Genomic DNA, 15694 nt, shown 5'->3' with positions numbered 1-15694 from the left:
ATGATCGGGGCGTCTTGTTACTCTGGAATGTTATGCGCAACCGTCAGCTTCTCGGAAAATGGCTTTTGATCGTCACCTGTCTCGCGATGGCACTTTGTCTCGTGCAGCGTGCGGTGTATCTCAACCATTTTTTACAGGGACTGGATCCGCAAACTTCCCAGATAGCTGACGCCCCAGCTCAAAACAGCAACACTGAACAGCCCGGCCCGTCACCTTGTCAACTGGGCGCACACTCGCTTCTCTGCGCGCAGCCGCTGTTCTTCGACGGTGCGCTACCGGCCATTATTATCTTCTTTGCCCTCCTGCAGCTGTTTACGCAGGGGCGGGTATTTGTTTCCAGAGAACAACCCGTTCAGGCGCCGCCTCCCCGAATACATCTTAAAAACTGCGTTTTCCGTGAATGAAAAACATCGTCACCACACGATAATTTTCACTATTCACGGAGTAAAACATGTTTAACCTTTTCAGGGGGTTCGTCTTCCTGTGGCTGTCCTGCATCGGTATTACCCATGCGGCAGACACTGGCTGGCAGGTCTCCCCACAAAACGATCACGCGCGTATCCGCTTTCAGGCGGAAAGAGATCAAAACCGCATTCAGGGCTTGCTCACCGTCGAGCTAAAGCCCGGCTGGAAAACCTACTGGCGTGCGCCGGGCGAGGGCGGTGTCGCGCCGAAAATCAGCTGGCCGGAAGGCGTAACGGACAGCTGGTCCTGGCCAGTGCCTTCGCGTTTCGATATCTCCGGCATGACCACGCAGGGATATCACGACAAGGTCACGATCCCGATTGTCCTCGACGGGGTGAAGGGAGACGCGGTCGACGGAACGCTGACGCTCTCCACGTGCAGTAATGTCTGCCTGCTGACGGACTACCCGCTGCATCTTGATTTTACCCAGCCGGTCGATGCAGGTTTTCGTGACGCTTTTGACCATGCGATGCGCTCTATTCCCGGCTCGTCGGGCGTTTCATCTGACCTCACCGCCTGGCTGGCGGACGGCAATCTGGTCATTACAGGGACAACGGAAGGAAAGTGGGACAATCCGGGGATCTATTTTGACCCGCTGGAGGGGGATATTCTTCCGGGAGAACCCGTCATTAAGCACGACGGCCATCAGCTTCGGGTGATCGTTCCCGTCACCGATGAGTGGGGAGATAAGCCCACCTCGCTGGCAGGTAAAGCTCTGTCGTTTGTGTTGACTAATGGCAGTAAAGCCCAGCAAACCGTAATGACGGTTGGATCAACGCCTGCTGCGTCCGCAGCGCCCGGCACGGGCAAAATGATGCTCTTTGCGCTGTTGGGCGGGCTGATCCTGAACCTGATGCCCTGCGTGTTGCCGGTGATGGGTATGAAGCTCAACAGTATCCTGCATGCAGGCTCGAACAAACGAACGATCAGGCTGCGTTTTCTGGCAACCAGCGCCGGGATCCTCACCTCCTTTATGCTGCTTGCCGCGATGGTGACCGTGCTTAAGCTGACCGGGGCATCGCTGGGGTGGGGCATTCAGTTCCAGAACCCGTGGTTTATCGGTCTGATGGTCGCCGTGACTTTCCTCTTCGCGCTGAATCTGTTTGGGGTGTTTGAGATGCTGCTGCCTTCTGCTACCGCAGGACGCCTGGCCGCAACAGGCGGCGCGGGGCTGGGCGGCAGTTTCTGTGAAGGGATGTTCGCCACGCTGCTGGCCACGCCGTGCTCCGCACCATTCCTCGGTACTGCCGTGGCGTTTGCCCTCGGCGCACCGCTGCAGACCCTGTGGCTCATTTTTCTGATGCTCGGCGTGGGAATGAGTTTGCCGTGGCTGTTCGTCGCCCTGGTGCCCAAAACGGCCATGCTGCTGCCGAAACCCGGCCGCTGGATGAACACGCTTAAGGTGATCCTGGGCCTGATGATGCTGGCCTCCAGCCTCTGGCTGGCGACGCTGTTGAACCTGCATCTGGGTGAAACGGCTGGTCAGATCGTAATGCTGGTACTGATTGTTATTGCGCTGGCGCTCTTCACAATGAAGAGGCAAACGTACTCGCCACTGTTCTGGTTGGTGGTGATCTCCCTGTCGGTATTTGGTGGATACCAACTGCGCGGGTTGCTTAACGCATCACCTGTCCTCGCAACGCAACGTGTGCAGCAGACGATCCCGTGGCAGCCGCTCAGCGAAGAGGCCATTGAGCATGCGCTTGCGCAGGGGAAACGGGTGTTTGTAGATATCTCTGCCGACTGGTGTGTGACCTGTAAGGTTAACGAGCATCGGGTACTGAATCAGCCGGAAATCATTGCCGCACTGAGTCAGCCGGACGTGGTGGCCCTGCGCGGAGACTGGAGCCAGCCTTCCGCGCTTATCGCTGCGTTTCTTGAGAAGCGAAATCGCTACGCCATTCCGTTTAATGAGGTGTATGGCCCCGGTATTCCGGACGGAGAGATCCTCTCGCCGCTGCTGGATAAGCGCACCCTTGTCACCACCCTGAACAACGCAAAAGGCTAACCGTTTTATGAAAAAAATCCTTATTACAATGCTGCTACTTCTGGCCTCTGTTCAGGTGATGGCGGCAACACCCCTGACGCCGGACCAGGAACAACGTGCGCAGAAGATGATCTCTGATTTCCTGTTTAACGATCCGAACTCCCCGCGCATCGGCGCGAAAAACCCAAAACTGACGCTTGTGGTTTTTACGGACTACAACTGCCCGTACTGCAAAAAATTCGACCCGTACCTGGAGAAAATTGTCGAAAAATACCCGGATGTCGCAGTGGTCTTTAAGTTTTTGCCTTTCCGCTCGGAAAGTTCGCTGACCGCAGCGCGTGATGCCCTAACGCTCTGGCGCGCGCATCCGGAGCAGTTTATGAAATTGAACCATACCCTGATGGCCAGAAAGGGGTACCACGATGACGCCAGCATTCAGGAGGCGCAAAAACGGGCGGGGGTGAGTGTCACGACGCCAGATGAGGAGAGCCTGATGACGATTAAGCGCAGCCTGATCGTTGCAGAGAAAATGGGGATTCAGGGAACACCCGCCACGCTCATCGGTGAAGGATTGCTTCCCGGCTGGGTGCCGTTTGAACAGTTCGATGAAATGGTCAGTGACGCACTGAAAAACCGCTAACCTGAAAGGGGGCTTGATGCCCCCGATAAACCGGAGAGGGAAATGAATAAATTACTGTTACTTTCGGCGCTGGTATCTTCAGGGCTGGCGCAGGCGGCTGAAGCCATACCGGATGTGGTAAAACACTTTAGCGAGCAGCAGGACATTAAAATCATTAAGAAACTGGATGCACCTGGCGGCGCGCCAGCCTGGCTTGGACAGTATCAGGACATGGGCGTGACGCTCTTTTTAACGCCGGACGGCAAGCACGTGATCTCGGGGTATCTGTACGATGACAAAGGAAAAAACCTCAGCGAAGGTTATTTCCAGAAAGAGATCTATGCCCCAATGGGACGCGAAATGTGGAAAAAGCTTAACGCGGCGCATCCCCTGAAAGAAGGGGCGGAGAACGCTCCGCGCAAAGTCTTTGTGTTTGCGGATCCGTTCTGCCCGTACTGCAAACAGTTCTGGTCGGAGGCGCAACCGTGGGTGAAGGCCGGTAACGTTCAGCTCAATACGCTGCTGGTGGCGTTTCTCAACCCCAACAGCGGACGTAATGCCGCCGCTATACTAAATGCGAAAGATCCGGTCTCAGCCTGGCGTGATTACGAATTATCCGGCGGTAAAAAATTGCCCAAACCGGAAGGCAGCGCATCCCGTGAAACCGTTGAAATACTGCAGAAACACCAGGCGTTAATGGACGCTCTGGGCGCTAACGCCACGCCAGCCATTTATTATCTGAATGCGGAAAATGAGCTTCAGCAGGTGGTGGGTATGCCTGATGAAAAACAGCTTGAGGCAATGTTCGGGCCGAAGCCATAAAAGAGCAGGCAGAAACGGGGCGTTTCTGCCTGCTCTTCACTTAGCTACCCCAGCGACCTTTCAGGTAGTTAACCGCCTGCTGGGTCTGCGGCTGGTTCAGGTAATCTTCCCTGAACAGGATCGTACCATTCACGTTGGGTAGAGAATCGTTCAAATCGAGCTGTTTTTTCAGCTCCGGCACGCCGCCCTGAACCATCCAGTCCGGTTCATTTTTCGACGGTTCGCCCACTTTATAGAACGCAACGCCGATATACAGGCGAGTGTGGGTCGGCTTAACGACGTCGGCCCACCATTTGGTCAGCACGTCGTAGCGCGCAGCATCCCGGGAGAAAGGCCAGTAAATCTGCGGGGCGATGTAGTCGAGTAAACCTTGTTGCACCCACTGACGCGTATCGGCGTAGGATTCATCATAGGCTGCAGCACCCCGTGTGTCCGAGCCTGCCGGGTCAAATGAACGGTTACGCCACACGCCAGCCGGGCTGACGCCAAACTCGACACCGGGTTTTGTCTGTTTAATCGCGCGGGAAACCTGCACGATCAGCTGCTGCGTGTTGTGCCTGCGCCAGTCGGCTTTTGAGGCAAATCCCTGGCCGTACTGCCGGTAAGTCTTCCCGTCATTGAGCGCCGAACCGGGTGATTCAGCATAAAAGTAATCATCAAACTGCACGCCGTCTATCGGGTAGTTTGCCACCACTTCGGTGACCACTCGGGTGATCCAGTCGCGCACTTCCGGAATGCCCGGGTCGAGTACGAAACGATCGCCAGAAATGCGTACCCACTCCGGGTGCTGGACATAGACGCTGGACGGGGTCTGATATGACGTCCGGTTCAGGGCGGCGATGGTCGAGGGTTTGGTGTTGGTCGACACGCGGTATGGGTTGAACCAGGCATGCACCTTCATGCCGCGCTTGTGCGCTTCATCCAGCATAAATTGCAGCGGATCGTACCCAGGATACTCGCCGATGTTGCCCGTCAGCATATCTGACCACGGTAAAATTTTTGACGACCAGAGTGCCGTGCTGTCCGGTTTCACCTGGAAAAACACGGTGTTAATTCCTAGCCGCTTAAGATTGTCGAGCTTGCTGGTCAGTGCCTGCTTTTGCATCGCGATGCGTTGGTCAGCGCTGCGGCCATTCACTGATGCGACCGGTGGCCAGTCGAGGCGGGAGACGGTCGCCAGCCAGATCCCGCGCATCGGCTCGTTGGACTGCTGCGTCGGTGTACTGACGGTGGGAAGAGGGGTAACCAGTGATTTCGGTGGTTTTGAGGAGCAACTCACAAGTAAAAGCGCGCAGCCAGCCAGCGCACCAATCCGTTTTACATGTCGCGTCATTTGCGTATTAGCTCTTGATAATCCGACTGTTAGCCCAGGGATTAAAGGCGGGCGTTTCCTGTTCTGCGAGTCCTTCATCGTTGAGGGAGTCCAGATACAGGGCTTCGACTTCCGCGCGCGCCCACGGGGTACGGCGCAAAAATTTCAGGCTCGATTTAACGCTGGGATCTTTTCTGAAACAGTTAATTTTGATTCGGTCGCCCAACTCGTTCCAGCCATATTTCGTCACCAGGGCGTTGACCATCATCTCCAGCGTTACGCCATGCAAAGGATCGTTAGAAATGTGTGCAGTCATAAGCGTCCGGATGTCTCAATTTTAATGTGATTGGGTTAACCGGTGAAAGGGTACAAGAAAGCACGGGAAGCGGCAATGACATCCCGCGCTGATGCTTATTCCGCACGGCTGGCGTCCCGGTTGGTATAGGTGACAGGCACCCACCCATAGCCGCCGTTTTCGCCTTTGGTGACATAGCCGATACCCGGGAACGGTAGATGGGGCGCGGCAACCAGGTCTTTATTTCTCACAAAGCCCGCAAACGCCTCTTCGCGCATGCGTGCCGCTTTGTTCTGATCTTCATCGTAGGTGATGGTCACTTCGGGCTGCGGGAACTGGACCGCCGCGGCATGAATGATGTCTCCCACGAAGGTGATCTTCTCGCCTTTACTTTCCAGGGTATAGAATGCCGAACCCGGGGTATGGCCGGGATGAACCGTGCCGGTAATGCCCGGCAGGATCTCAGAAGTGCCGCTAAAAGGCACCACTTTACCGGCATCAAGGTAAGGTTTTAACGTTTTCTGCGCGACGTCAAAGTAGTTCTGCCCGTAACCCGTTTTTTTCTGATTGTCTTCGTTAAAGAAGAAGTCGATTTCCGGTTTTCCAACGAAAACGCGCGCATTGCTGAACACCGGCTTACCGTCTTTCACCAGGCCGCCAGCATGATCGGAATGGACGTGAGTGAGCAGGATTTCGGTAATGTCCTGCGGCTTAACCCCCTGCGTGGCAAGGCTCTCAATCAGACGTCCACCGTTACCGGGGCCAAAGAGCTGGCCTGAACCGGTATCCACCAGGATTTTGTGTCCGGGCATCGCAATCAGGAAAGCGTTAATGGACACTTCAGCCGGGTTGGTCTGGAAATTTTTCGCGAGCAAAGCATCAATCTTTTGCGGCGTTGTCCGGCGCAGTAATTTATGCAGATCCTGAGCGACGCTCCCGTCTGTAAACGAAGTGACGATAATATCGCCGACCTGAACGCGGTATCCGCCAGCTGGTTGTTCAACAACGTGCTGAGGCGTATTTGCCAAAACCTGTAATGAAGGGTAGAGAAGTAATGCACTGGATATCAGCGTGGACAGAGCAAGTTTTTTCACGGTAAGCATAAGAGTCTCCTTTGAAAGCGCTCATCTTACTTCTCCGTAAAAATAGAAGAACCTACCTAATAATGACAGGAGCCAGCATAATAGCCGGGTGGTGCAGGTCCCATTCCCGGCTCGTAAGACGTTATTTTTTCAGCGGTGCGTTCCAGCTATCCGGCGTGGCTTTTGACCAGGAGCCGTAAGCGGCATTAGGCAGCACAATCCAGTCATTGCCGAAGTGTTCAGCGCTGGCCTCAACCAGCTCACGTTGCTGCTCGCTCGGTTTTTTGTTTTTAAATTGCACGGCGAAATCCGGCAGGCTGTCGCCGAACAGCATCACGATCTGCTGTTTTTTGAGGATACTCTGGCGACGCTCTTCTTTGCTGACCGTATCCAGAAGTACACTCTCGTCTGTAACCTGTGGAAGTCCCAGAGATTTTAACGTATTGAGCGTGTCGGCTTTGTTTTCCTGCATACGATCCGAAACATAATAAATACGGACTTTGCTTTGATTCACGTGGTCAAGAAAGGCTTTCGCGCCAGGGATCAAACCCGGTTTTCCCTGTTTCTCCCAGTCACTCCAGGTGTCCCATTGGGTAAAATCGTGACACTGTTCCGTATCGCGCACCAGTAAAGGGGTGTTATCAAGGACAGTTTCATCCAGATCCATGACGACGGCGTAATTCTCTGGCGTTTTCAGATCTTTTAATTTTTCATTGAAACGTTCAGTAGCAAACCGATACGTCTGCATCTGAAGCGCCATAATCTCGGCCGATTTCTGCTGATAGCGCAGGGCCATTTCATACGCTTTGGGTTCACACAGGTCGCGATTAGCCGCCATTGCCGTTGTACTGAATACGGGTAATGCCAGCAGTAATACCTTAGCCATTGAATTCACACTTCTTTCCTCAACACCTTGTTAAAATCACGAAAGCGTAATGGAGTTCAATGACAGAAAAATGAATCTTATGTGGCAACTCAACTTACAGTGAGGCTGCCGCCCGGGCCGCAGTGTCATACAGTGATGATATGGTGCGTAACAGTTGTGCGGTTTCTCCAATAGATGCCCCTGAAATGCCACTCTCTGCCTGAATATTGATAAGACACGCTTCCCGTACATCACGGTATTTCATGCATAACGCTTTACCTTCCTCCGTAGTGGAGAAGAAGAGCTCTTTACCCGCTTTCTCGCTCGTCACGTAGCCTGCTTTGACCAGCTTTTTCAGGGCATAGGTCACTACGTGGGTATCTTCCACATTGAGGACGAAGCAGATATCGGCCAGCTTTTTCTTGCGGTCACGGTGGTTCACATGATGCAGCAGCGAAACGTCAAACGCCCCCATATCAGGCTCACCAGCTGCGGCCATACAGCGCACCATCCATTTGTTAAACGCATTGCTGGTCATGATTAATGCGTACTCCAGTTCCGATAATTCTGCACAACGCGCAGACACCAGATGATGGGAGGAGACGATACGGCCATCATTGCAATCGTCGTGAGGTGTTGAAGCACTCTTTTTTGTGGTCATAAGGTTCCTTAGCCAGAAATGTAAACTCGTCGATAAAATAAGAACATTTTATTGATAATTTGTTTACATGTTTTTGAGGTTCAGATATAGCTTTTTAGCGCAGGTTTTGCGAAGCCTGCCAACAAAACACAACATCGCTCGCCGCAAATTAAAAAAATAGCCGTCGGCGCGCAACGCTCACTTTCGATAGGGTAAACGTTTATGGACGGTACTACGCTGTTACCGCTGATCGGGATACCGATCGTGGTTATTGGTTTTGCACTGCGCTTCAACCCGCTACTGGTGGTTGTGGTGGCGGGGCTGGCGACGGGTCTGCTGGTCGGCATGGATTTCGGCATGCTGCTGGAAACCTTCGGCGAGAAGTTTGTGAATAGCCGATCGCTGGCGACCTTCATTCTGATCCTGCCCGTTATCGGTTTGCTGGAGTACTACGGGCTTAAAGAGCGCGCCCAGGCCTGGGTGGCGAAGATCGCCAGCGCCACATCTGCGCGTATTCTGATGCTCTACTTTGTCGCTCGTGAAGGTACGGCTGCACTGGGTCTGATGTCGCTGGGCGGTCATGCACAGACGGTACGTCCGCTGCTGGCACCGATGGCCGAAGGGGCGGCGCTGAACGAATATGGCGAGCTGCCGCAGCACATTCGCGACAAAATCAAAGCCCATGCCGCCGCGTGTGACAACATCGCGGTCTTCTTTGGGGAAGACATCTTTATTGCCTTTGGCGCGGTGCTGCTGATTGACGCGTTCCTGAAAGAGAATGGCATTCAGGGCATTGAACCGCTCCATATTGGTCTGTGGGCCATCCCGACCGCCATTGCGGCATTGATTATTCATATGACGCGCCTGCTGCGTCTGGATGCGAGCATCCGTCGCGACGTGATGGCCTGGCGCGCGGAGCAGGGAACGCAGGAGGCCGCGCAATGATGACGCTTATTACCATTAACCGCGTGTACTACCTGATTGGTTTTGTCGTAATGCTGCTGGTTGTGATGACCCTGCGCGATCGCGCCAATCCTAAACGCTTTACCACTGCGCTGTTCTGGTTTTTATTCGGCGGGATCTTCCTGTTTGGCGACCTGATGGTGCAGGAGCTCGGTAAATCGCTGGCCTACCGGATTATTGGCGGCGGCGTTATCGTTATCGCGCTGCTGGCGGGTTTTGGGCTGGTCGGGAAAGGGCACTATAAAATGGCCTCCGATGAAGAACGGGTTGCCTCGTCAAACCGGCTCAAAAACTGGCTGTTCCTGCCCGCACTGATGATCCCGGTGGTGACGGTTCTCGGGACGTTATTCCTGAAAGGGGTTTCTGTAGGCGGTGTGTTCCTGCTCGATCAGAAACAGCTCACTCTGGCGGCACTTTGCGTGGCCTGTGTCGCGGCGATCCTCACAGGCTGGTGGCTTACTAAAGGCACGCCGCTGCATGCGGTTCGTCAGTCCCGTCGTCTTGTTGATACCATCGGCTGGGCGGTGATCCTGCCGCAAATGCTGGCCATGCTCGGCGGGGTATTTGTGGCGGCAAATACGGGCGATTCAGTGCAGAAAGTGGTGAGCCTGTTCGTTAACCCGGATAGCCGCTTCATGCTGGTGGTCATCTACTGCGTGGGTATGGCGCTGTTCACCATGATCATGGGTAACGCGTTTGCGGCCTTCCCGGTGCTGAGTGCCGGCATCGCCTTACCGTTCCTGATCAACGTGCATCACGGCAACCCGGCGCCGCTGCTGGCGATTGGCATGTACGCGGGCTATTGCGGCACGCTAATGACGCCGATGGCGGCGAATTTCAATATCGTTCCCGCCGCGCTGCTGGAGCTGAAAGACAAATATCAGGTGATCAAGATCCAGATCCCAACCGCGTTAACCCTGCTGGTGGTGAACGTGTTCTTAATGTATTTCCTCGTGTTTCGCTAAGGAGCTGTTATGGAATTAACGCAACATCAGGCTGACGCGTTTGCCCGCATGCCATTGACCTATTTGCGCCAGGAATATCCGAACCACATTATGCACCTGCTGAATGATGATGGAGATGTTCTGCCACCTCGCGAATTGCACCCGATTTTCTACGGCTGTTTTGACTGGCATTCGGCGGTGCACGGCTACTGGCTGCTGCTGCGCTGCGTGCGTCTTTATCCAGAATTGCCGTGCAGAGAGGAGATTGTCGCGCTCTTCGCTGAGCACCTGACTGAAGAGAACGTGGCGAAGGAGCTGGCCTATTTCACCGCACCGTTCCGCGCGTCGTTTGAGCGGCCGTATGGTTACGGCTGGCTGCTGGCGCTGGCCCAGGAACTGAAACAGTCGTCGTTGCCTCAGGCCGCAGGCTGGTATCAGGCACTACAACCCTTAACGCTGGACATTCGCGACAGGCTGGTAGATTACCTGAACAAGCTCACCTATCCGATCCGCGTCGGGACGCACTACAACACGGCGTTTGCGCTCGCCCTGGCGCTTGATTACGCCCGGGCAGTGGAAGATAGCGCGCTTGAGCAGGATATTCTGACGGCGGCGGAGCGGTTTTATCTTGCCGACACGCGCTATCCGGCCCACTACGAACCCGGCGGTGATGAGTATATTTCCGGTGCGTTGACCGAAGCGTTACTGATGAGCAAGGTGTCAGAGGACTTCCCGGCGTGGTTTAACGCGTTTCTGCCGGAGGTGGGGTCGATTGCGGCACTGATGAACCCGGCGGAAGTGAGTGACCGAACCGACCCGAAAATTGCTCATCTGGACGGATTAAACCTGAGCCGTGCCTGGTGTATGAAGCATATTGCCAAAGCATTGCCGGCAAACCATCCGGCACAGCAGGCATTGCGTGATGCCGTGACAAAACATCTTGCCGCAAGCGTAGAGCATGTGGTGGGTAGCCACTACAGCGGCGGACACTGGCTGGCGAGCTTTGCGTTGCTCGCTCTGGAATAAACGAAGGTGCAGCGCCTTCAGGCGCTGCACCAGGTTTAGGCTGCGGCCCGGACTGCGGGACGTAGCCTGCTCAGGCTAAACAATACCGATCCCGTTGAGGCAATCACGGCGATCCACAGCGCCAGATGGACCGTTTGCTCATCAAGCGTTTGATGTTCGGGTGCTGCGGCGACGGTCAGCAGAACGCCTACCACGGCAGCGCCGAGACACTGACCAAATGTCCGGACGATAGACAACACCCCGGACGCATAACTGGCATTTTCCCGTGCCACATTCGAGAGCATTTCCCGGTTATTGGGGCTCTGGAAGCAACCAAACCCCACACCGCAAACCAGGCTACGCAGGCAGATATTCCATGCGGAAGGATTGGAAGGTAACGTCGCCAGCAGAACCAACCCGACGACAAAAATAATCAGTCCGATGGTCGAGATCAGCGGTGCTGAAAGCGTATCCGCCCAACGCCCGGCATGCGGGGCAATCAGCACGATACCGATTGGCCACGGTGTGAAAAGCAGGGCGGAAACGACCGGACTGTAGCCATAGACGCTCTGAAACAGGAACGGCAGCGCGACAAACGTGATGCCCTGACTCACAAATGAAGCCAGAGAGGTCAACGCGGCAAGTGTAAAGCGGCTATTTTTGAACATGACGGGGGGCAGTAATGGCGCCCGGCTGCGGCGAATATGCCAGATAAAGGCGATGGCACTGACCATGGCGATAAGCGCCCACGTCACGCTTTCCTGACCAGCGCTTTGTAACACGTTCTGAAAACTGTTGGCCGTCATGATCGTCGAACCTAACAGTGCGGCAGAGAGCACAGCCCCCATCGTATCAAAGGGAGCACTATCAACAGCCGCTTTGCGAGGAAGAGCCTTCCAGGCCAGCAGCAAGGCAATGCTTCCTGGAATAATGTTAATGGCGAACAACCATTGCCAGCTCAGTGTGTCCAGTATCGTGCCGCCCAGCACGGGCGCAATCGCGGTACTGGAGGCGATAAGCAGAGCGTGTAACCCCAGAATGCGGCCAAGCAGTCGACCGGGGAACACGGATCGCAGTATCGCCGGGGCTATACTGAGGGTGGCCGCACCGCCGATACCCTGCAATATACGCATTCCGATCAACACCTCGGGTGTTTTCGCCAGTGCACAGCCGAGGGAGGTGAGCGTAAAGGTGGTAAGCCCGGCCAGAAAGACCCGCCGATAGCCAATGCGAGCCGCCAGCGCAGCGAAAATGGCGAGTGTCATTGCCGCCGACAACAGATAACCATTCGCAAACCAGACCGCGACATTCGCGGACACCTGCATGGCATTCGCCATGGAGGGCAGCGCTATATTGATCATGGTGCCATCAAAGACGCCCATCAGCGTGGTGGTCATCACTGCAGCCATGACCCGGGCGCGTTCATCTCCCGGCAGCCCTTCATCGCCGGGTTGATTTGAAAATAGCATCATCATCGTAACTCCAGATAAGAATGTTGATGACGAAACTATAACCATGGGGTATACAGGGCGGAAGACGCAGCACCTGCAACTTATCGTTGCATTAAACGCCTTATATGAGGAACCACCGTGACCGATCCCGATTTTAATCTGCTTGTTGCGCTCGACATCCTGCTGGCTGAAGCCAGTGTTGCGGGCGCGGCGCGGCGTTTAAACCTGAGTACCTCCGCCATGAGCCGTACGTTGAGCAGACTTCGGGAGGTGACTGGCGATCCGATCCTGGTGAGAGCCGGGCGTCATATGGTACTGACACCCTGGGCCGAAGCCACACGGGACCGCGCCAGAAGCGCCGTGCATGAGGCGAGGGCGGTGCTGCAACCCTCTGCCGACACACTGAAGGTGGAAAGTCTGGAGCGGCTGTTCACCATCAGAGCCAACGACGGTTTTGTGGTGGCGTTTGGACCCTTGCTGATTGCCGCCGTGGCGGACGTCGCGCCTGACGTGTGTATCCGTTTCACCCCGAAACCGGAGAAAACGTCGCGCTATCTTCGCGAGGGATTAGTTGACCTGGAAATTGGCGTGCAGAGCAATATGGGGCCTGAAATCCGTCTGCAAAGGTTATTTCAGGATCGGTTTGTTGGCGCGGTGCGCAAGGGGCATCCGCTTGCGTCACGCCCGACAGTGAGCCTGAATGACTATGTCTCCTGGGGGCATGTGGTCGCCTCGCCCGACGGATCGTTACACGGTTTTGTCGATGAGGCGCTGGCGGAATTAGGGATGAAACGTAAAGTCGCCAGCGTGGTGCCCAGTTTTCCGACGGCATTATCCGTCGCGCTGACGTCCGATCTGATCGCGATGGTGCCGGCGTTGTATTTGCTGAATCAACCGATGACCGGGCATGCGCACGTCTTTGAACTGCCCTTCAGGACCCGAACCATTACGGTCTCACAGATGTGGCACCCGCGAATGGAAAGGGACCCTGGTCATCAGTGGCTCAGAGAGAAGGTTCGCGACGTGTGTCGGGCGGTACGCTGACGACTCATACACCTTTTCGCGGTACGGTGAGGATGAAGCGAGTCGATACGGTATCCGATTCCACATGCACTTTACCGTGATGCGCAGTGACGATGGACTTGACGATGGCAAGCCCAATGCCGCTCCCTTCACCTTTACGTTGTCTGGATGGATCAACCCGATAAAAACGATCAAACAACCTTGGCAGATGTTCTTCCGGGATGGGGGTTCCGGGGTTTTCAATCACCAGTTCAAAATCGCTTTCCTGTTCTCTGATCGAGACGGTGACCGCTTTCCCTGCTGGGGTATAGCGCAGCGCATTAGAGATCAGATTACTAATTGCTCTTCGGAACATCTGCGGATCGCCTTCCGTCAGGCAGGGCATACCGTTGAATTTCAGCGATACGTTGCGTTCTTCCGCCCACGCCTCAAAGAAATCGAACACTTTAACGACCTCTGCGCTCAGGTCGAACATGACCCTGTCAGGAATGAGCTGGTTATTATCCGCCTGGGCGAGGAAAAGCATATCGCTGACCATTCTGGTCATCCGGTTGTATTCTTCAAGGCTTGAGTACAGGACATCTTCCAGCTCCTTTTGCGAACGGTTCTGGCTCAGCGCGATTTCGGTTTGCGTCACCAGATTCGTGATGGGCGTTCTGATTTCGTGCGCGATATCGGCAGAGAAGTTGGCCTGGCGGGTAAAGACATCTTCAATTTTTTCAATCATATGGTTGAATGAGATCACCAGCTGTTCCAGTTCGACAGGCACGCGGGAGGGCTCCAGCCGCGCGTCCAGATTTTCAGAGGTGATGTTTTTAATGGCGTTGCTGACGTTACGCAGCGGCAGGTGTCCCTGGCGAACCGCGATTCGAACGATAAGAATAATCAGCAGGCCGATCGCCGTGGCGATCGCAAACAGATTTGTTTTCAGCGCCTCAAGGTAGTGCAGATGGAAATTAATGGAGAGCCCGATAAGCATGACATAGCGCTGCGTTTTTCCCTGCAGCGTCGCTGTTCCTGAAGAGGCGATAATCCGGTACGTTTCCATTTTCATATCAGACCCGGCGTGTATTGACCCGGCGGGTTCCTCTACCGACCAGAGAAATACGTCCTGTGCGCGGCGGTGCATGCTAAAGTCTGCCGAGTTCATCGCCGGGCGTAATGCCGCCCCTCGTGCCGAGCTGAACAGTTCATTTCCCTGCGGATCAAGAAGCAGGACGGCAACGTTGCGGTAACTGGCAATCGACTCTTTGATTTTACTGACTTTCTTCTGATCGGGTTCTGACGGGGACTGCAAGATGCGCTGCATCGCGGTGCTGATTTGCTGCAGATCGTTAACATCCTGCTCGGCAAAGTGTTTTTCAACGGAATGCAGCATAAACCAGGTTAAGGCGAAAAAGGCCAGGATCGTGGAGAGGCTGATAAAAAAGGTTAGCCGCAGAGCAAGAGAAAAAGGGCGCCTGAGGGGCTTACTGCGCATCCGGGACCTCCAGCATATAACCCACGCCGCGCACCGTCTGGATCAGTTTGGGCTCATAATCGCTATCTATTTTCGCCCGCAGTCGCTTCACCGCAACGTCAATCGCGTTTGTGTCGCTGTCAAAGTTCATATCCCAAACCTGGGAGGCTATCAGGGAGCGGGGGAGCACTTCTCCCTGATGACGCATGAAAAACTCCAGCAAGCTGAATTCTTTGCTGGTCAACAGAATACGGTTTCCGGCGCGGCTCACTTTTCTTGAAACGAGATCTACCGTCAGGTCCGCCACCTGAAACTGGCTTTCTGTGATCACCGTATTTCCGCGTCTTAGCAGCGTTCTCACCCGGGCGAGAAGCTCAGCAAAAGCAAATGGCTTAATCAGATAATCATCTGCCCCCAGCTCCAGCCCCTTAACCCGGTGTTCGATCGTGCCGAGGGCAGTCAGTAACAGTATCGGCATGCCTTTTCCGGCAGAACGAAGCATGCGGACAATATCCCAGCCGTTCACATCGGGAAGCATGATATCCAGTATCAGTAGATCATATTCGGCGGTCATGGCGAGATGGTACCCATTCAGACCATTGTCAGCGTGGTCGACAATAAACCCTGCTTCAGTGAGCCCCTTGCTGAGGTATTCACCGGTTTTAATTTCATCTTCAACGATCAATATTTTCATCTTGCTCCCCTGACTGACTGCTGATGACATTCTAGTGAGCCTGCGATCGTTAACAATGACTTAGGGTA

Annotated in this window: 16 protein-coding genes; 8 read left to right on the top strand and 8 right to left on the bottom strand. The window is 54.8% G+C overall.

Annotation, left to right across the window (positions count from 1 at the left end; all coding sequences use genetic code 11):
* The first annotated feature begins 32 nt into the window (after positions 1-32).
* From JGF26_RS11885 to dsbG, 4 genes are read left to right on the top strand one after another with little or no spacing between them, the layout of a single operon-like run.
* Positions 33-404, top strand: coding sequence for a hypothetical protein (locus tag JGF26_RS11885; protein ID WP_049007666.1), 372 nt, complete (start codon positions 33-35; stop codon positions 402-404).
* A gap of 47 nt (positions 405-451) precedes the next feature.
* Complete coding sequence (locus tag JGF26_RS11880; protein WP_134708192.1) at positions 452-2473, top strand: protein-disulfide reductase DsbD domain-containing protein; 2022 nt, start codon at positions 452-454, stop codon at positions 2471-2473.
* 7 nt (positions 2474-2480) lie between these two features.
* Complete coding sequence (locus JGF26_RS11875) at positions 2481-3092, top strand: DsbA family protein (protein ID WP_134708193.1); 612 nt, start codon at positions 2481-2483, stop codon at positions 3090-3092.
* A gap of 42 nt (positions 3093-3134) precedes the next feature.
* A complete protein-coding gene (dsbG, locus tag JGF26_RS11870) occupies positions 3135-3893 on the top strand; it encodes a thiol:disulfide interchange protein DsbG (protein ID WP_134708194.1) in 759 nt (252 codons plus the stop codon).
* A 40-nt stretch (positions 3894-3933) separates the two neighbouring features.
* Here dsbG and JGF26_RS11865 read toward each other — a convergent pair whose 3' ends face one another.
* From JGF26_RS11865 to JGF26_RS11845, 5 genes are all read right to left on the bottom strand, one after another.
* On the bottom strand, positions 3934-5226 hold the full coding sequence (locus tag JGF26_RS11865) for a glycoside hydrolase family 10 protein (protein WP_134708195.1): 1293 nt from the start codon (positions 5224-5226) through the stop codon (positions 3934-3936).
* 7 nt (positions 5227-5233) lie between these two features.
* A complete protein-coding gene (locus JGF26_RS11860) occupies positions 5234-5521 on the bottom strand; it encodes a VF530 family protein (protein ID WP_134708196.1) in 288 nt (95 codons plus the stop codon).
* 95 nt (positions 5522-5616) lie between these two features.
* Positions 5617-6603, bottom strand: a complete 987-nt coding sequence (locus JGF26_RS11855; protein WP_134708197.1) for an MBL fold metallo-hydrolase — start codon at positions 6601-6603, stop codon at positions 5617-5619.
* Positions 6604-6724: 121 nt separating this feature from the next.
* Positions 6725-7420, bottom strand: a complete 696-nt coding sequence (locus JGF26_RS11850; RefSeq protein ID WP_238934224.1) for a 5'-nucleotidase, lipoprotein e(P4) family — start codon at positions 7418-7420, stop codon at positions 6725-6727.
* A gap of 142 nt (positions 7421-7562) precedes the next feature.
* Complete coding sequence (locus JGF26_RS11845; RefSeq protein WP_134708199.1) at positions 7563-8108, bottom strand: winged helix DNA-binding protein; 546 nt, start codon at positions 8106-8108, stop codon at positions 7563-7565.
* Between the two features lie 201 nt (positions 8109-8309).
* Here JGF26_RS11845 and JGF26_RS11840 point away from each other — a divergent pair, with 201 nt between their 5' ends.
* The 3 genes from JGF26_RS11840 to JGF26_RS11830 are packed head-to-tail and all read left to right on the top strand — an operon-like array spanning position 8310 to position 11020.
* On the top strand, positions 8310-9032 hold the full coding sequence (locus JGF26_RS11840) for a DUF969 domain-containing protein (RefSeq protein WP_008501655.1): 723 nt from the start codon (positions 8310-8312) through the stop codon (positions 9030-9032).
* Complete coding sequence (locus JGF26_RS11835) at positions 9029-10015, top strand: DUF979 domain-containing protein (protein WP_028018965.1); 987 nt, start codon at positions 9029-9031, stop codon at positions 10013-10015. Before JGF26_RS11840 ends, JGF26_RS11835 begins: the two co-directional genes overlap by 4 nt.
* 9 nt (positions 10016-10024) lie before the next feature.
* Positions 10025-11020, top strand: coding sequence for a DUF2891 domain-containing protein (locus tag JGF26_RS11830; protein ID WP_134708200.1), 996 nt, complete (start codon positions 10025-10027; stop codon positions 11018-11020).
* Between the two features lie 35 nt (positions 11021-11055).
* On the opposite strand, the gene JGF26_RS11825 is transcribed toward JGF26_RS11830, so the two are convergent.
* Positions 11056-12471, bottom strand: coding sequence for an MFS transporter (locus JGF26_RS11825; RefSeq protein WP_167587201.1), 1416 nt, complete (start codon positions 12469-12471; stop codon positions 11056-11058).
* Between the two features lie 117 nt (positions 12472-12588).
* Between JGF26_RS11825 and JGF26_RS11820 the strand changes: the two genes are divergently transcribed.
* On the top strand, positions 12589-13494 hold the full coding sequence (locus JGF26_RS11820; protein ID WP_129325121.1) for a LysR family transcriptional regulator: 906 nt from the start codon (positions 12589-12591) through the stop codon (positions 13492-13494).
* A 4-nt stretch (positions 13495-13498) separates the two neighbouring features.
* On the opposite strand, the gene JGF26_RS11815 is transcribed toward JGF26_RS11820, so the two are convergent.
* Both JGF26_RS11815 and JGF26_RS11810 read right to left on the bottom strand, forming a co-directional pair.
* Positions 13499-14953, bottom strand: a complete 1455-nt coding sequence (locus JGF26_RS11815) for a Cu(+)/Ag(+) sensor histidine kinase (protein ID WP_134708202.1) — start codon at positions 14951-14953, stop codon at positions 13499-13501.
* Positions 14943-15626, bottom strand: coding sequence for a copper/silver response regulator transcription factor (locus tag JGF26_RS11810; RefSeq protein ID WP_028018970.1), 684 nt, complete (start codon positions 15624-15626; stop codon positions 14943-14945). The genes JGF26_RS11815 and JGF26_RS11810 overlap by 11 nt, the downstream gene beginning before the upstream one ends.
* Positions 15627-15694: the final 68 nt, after the last annotated feature.

Origin of the sequence: Enterobacter sp. E1 (assembly GCF_016809815.1) — a bacterium.
GTDB lineage: Bacteria > Pseudomonadota > Gammaproteobacteria > Enterobacterales > Enterobacteriaceae > Enterobacter > Enterobacter adelaidei.
Note: the sequence above shows the minus strand (reverse complement) of the source record. Positions and strands in the feature narration are given on the sequence as shown.

Bases quoted from the DNA above. Each gene is read 5' to 3' on its own strand.
- JGF26_RS11880 (WP_134708192.1), top strand. From the start codon at position 452: ATGTTTAACCTTTTCAGGGGGTTCGTCTTCCTGTGGCTGTCCTGCATC.
- JGF26_RS11815 (WP_134708202.1), bottom strand. From the start codon at position 14,953: ATGCGCAGTAAGCCCCTCAGGCGCCCTTTTTCTCTTGCTCTGCGGCTA.
- JGF26_RS11875 (WP_134708193.1), top strand. From the start codon at position 2,481: ATGAAAAAAATCCTTATTACAATGCTGCTACTTCTGGCCTCTGTTCAG.
- JGF26_RS11830 (WP_134708200.1), top strand. From the start codon at position 10,025: ATGGAATTAACGCAACATCAGGCTGACGCGTTTGCCCGCATGCCATTG.
- dsbG (WP_134708194.1), top strand. From the start codon at position 3,135: ATGAATAAATTACTGTTACTTTCGGCGCTGGTATCTTCAGGGCTGGCG.
- JGF26_RS11850 (WP_238934224.1), bottom strand. From the start codon at position 7,420: ATGGCGGCTAATCGCGACCTGTGTGAACCCAAAGCGTATGAAATGGCC.
- JGF26_RS11810 (WP_028018970.1), bottom strand. From the start codon at position 15,626: ATGAAAATATTGATCGTTGAAGATGAAATTAAAACCGGTGAATACCTC.
- JGF26_RS11835 (WP_028018965.1), top strand. From the start codon at position 9,029: ATGATGACGCTTATTACCATTAACCGCGTGTACTACCTGATTGGTTTT.
- JGF26_RS11825 (WP_167587201.1), bottom strand. From the start codon at position 12,471: ATGATGCTATTTTCAAATCAACCCGGCGATGAAGGGCTGCCGGGAGAT.
- JGF26_RS11885 (WP_049007666.1), top strand. From the start codon at position 33: ATGCGCAACCGTCAGCTTCTCGGAAAATGGCTTTTGATCGTCACCTGT.
- JGF26_RS11845 (WP_134708199.1), bottom strand. From the start codon at position 8,108: ATGACCACAAAAAAGAGTGCTTCAACACCTCACGACGATTGCAATGAT.
- JGF26_RS11840 (WP_008501655.1), top strand. From the start codon at position 8,310: ATGGACGGTACTACGCTGTTACCGCTGATCGGGATACCGATCGTGGTT.
- JGF26_RS11860 (WP_134708196.1), bottom strand. From the start codon at position 5,521: ATGACTGCACACATTTCTAACGATCCTTTGCATGGCGTAACGCTGGAG.
- JGF26_RS11865 (WP_134708195.1), bottom strand. From the start codon at position 5,226: ATGACGCGACATGTAAAACGGATTGGTGCGCTGGCTGGCTGCGCGCTT.
- JGF26_RS11855 (WP_134708197.1), bottom strand. From the start codon at position 6,603: ATGCTTACCGTGAAAAAACTTGCTCTGTCCACGCTGATATCCAGTGCA.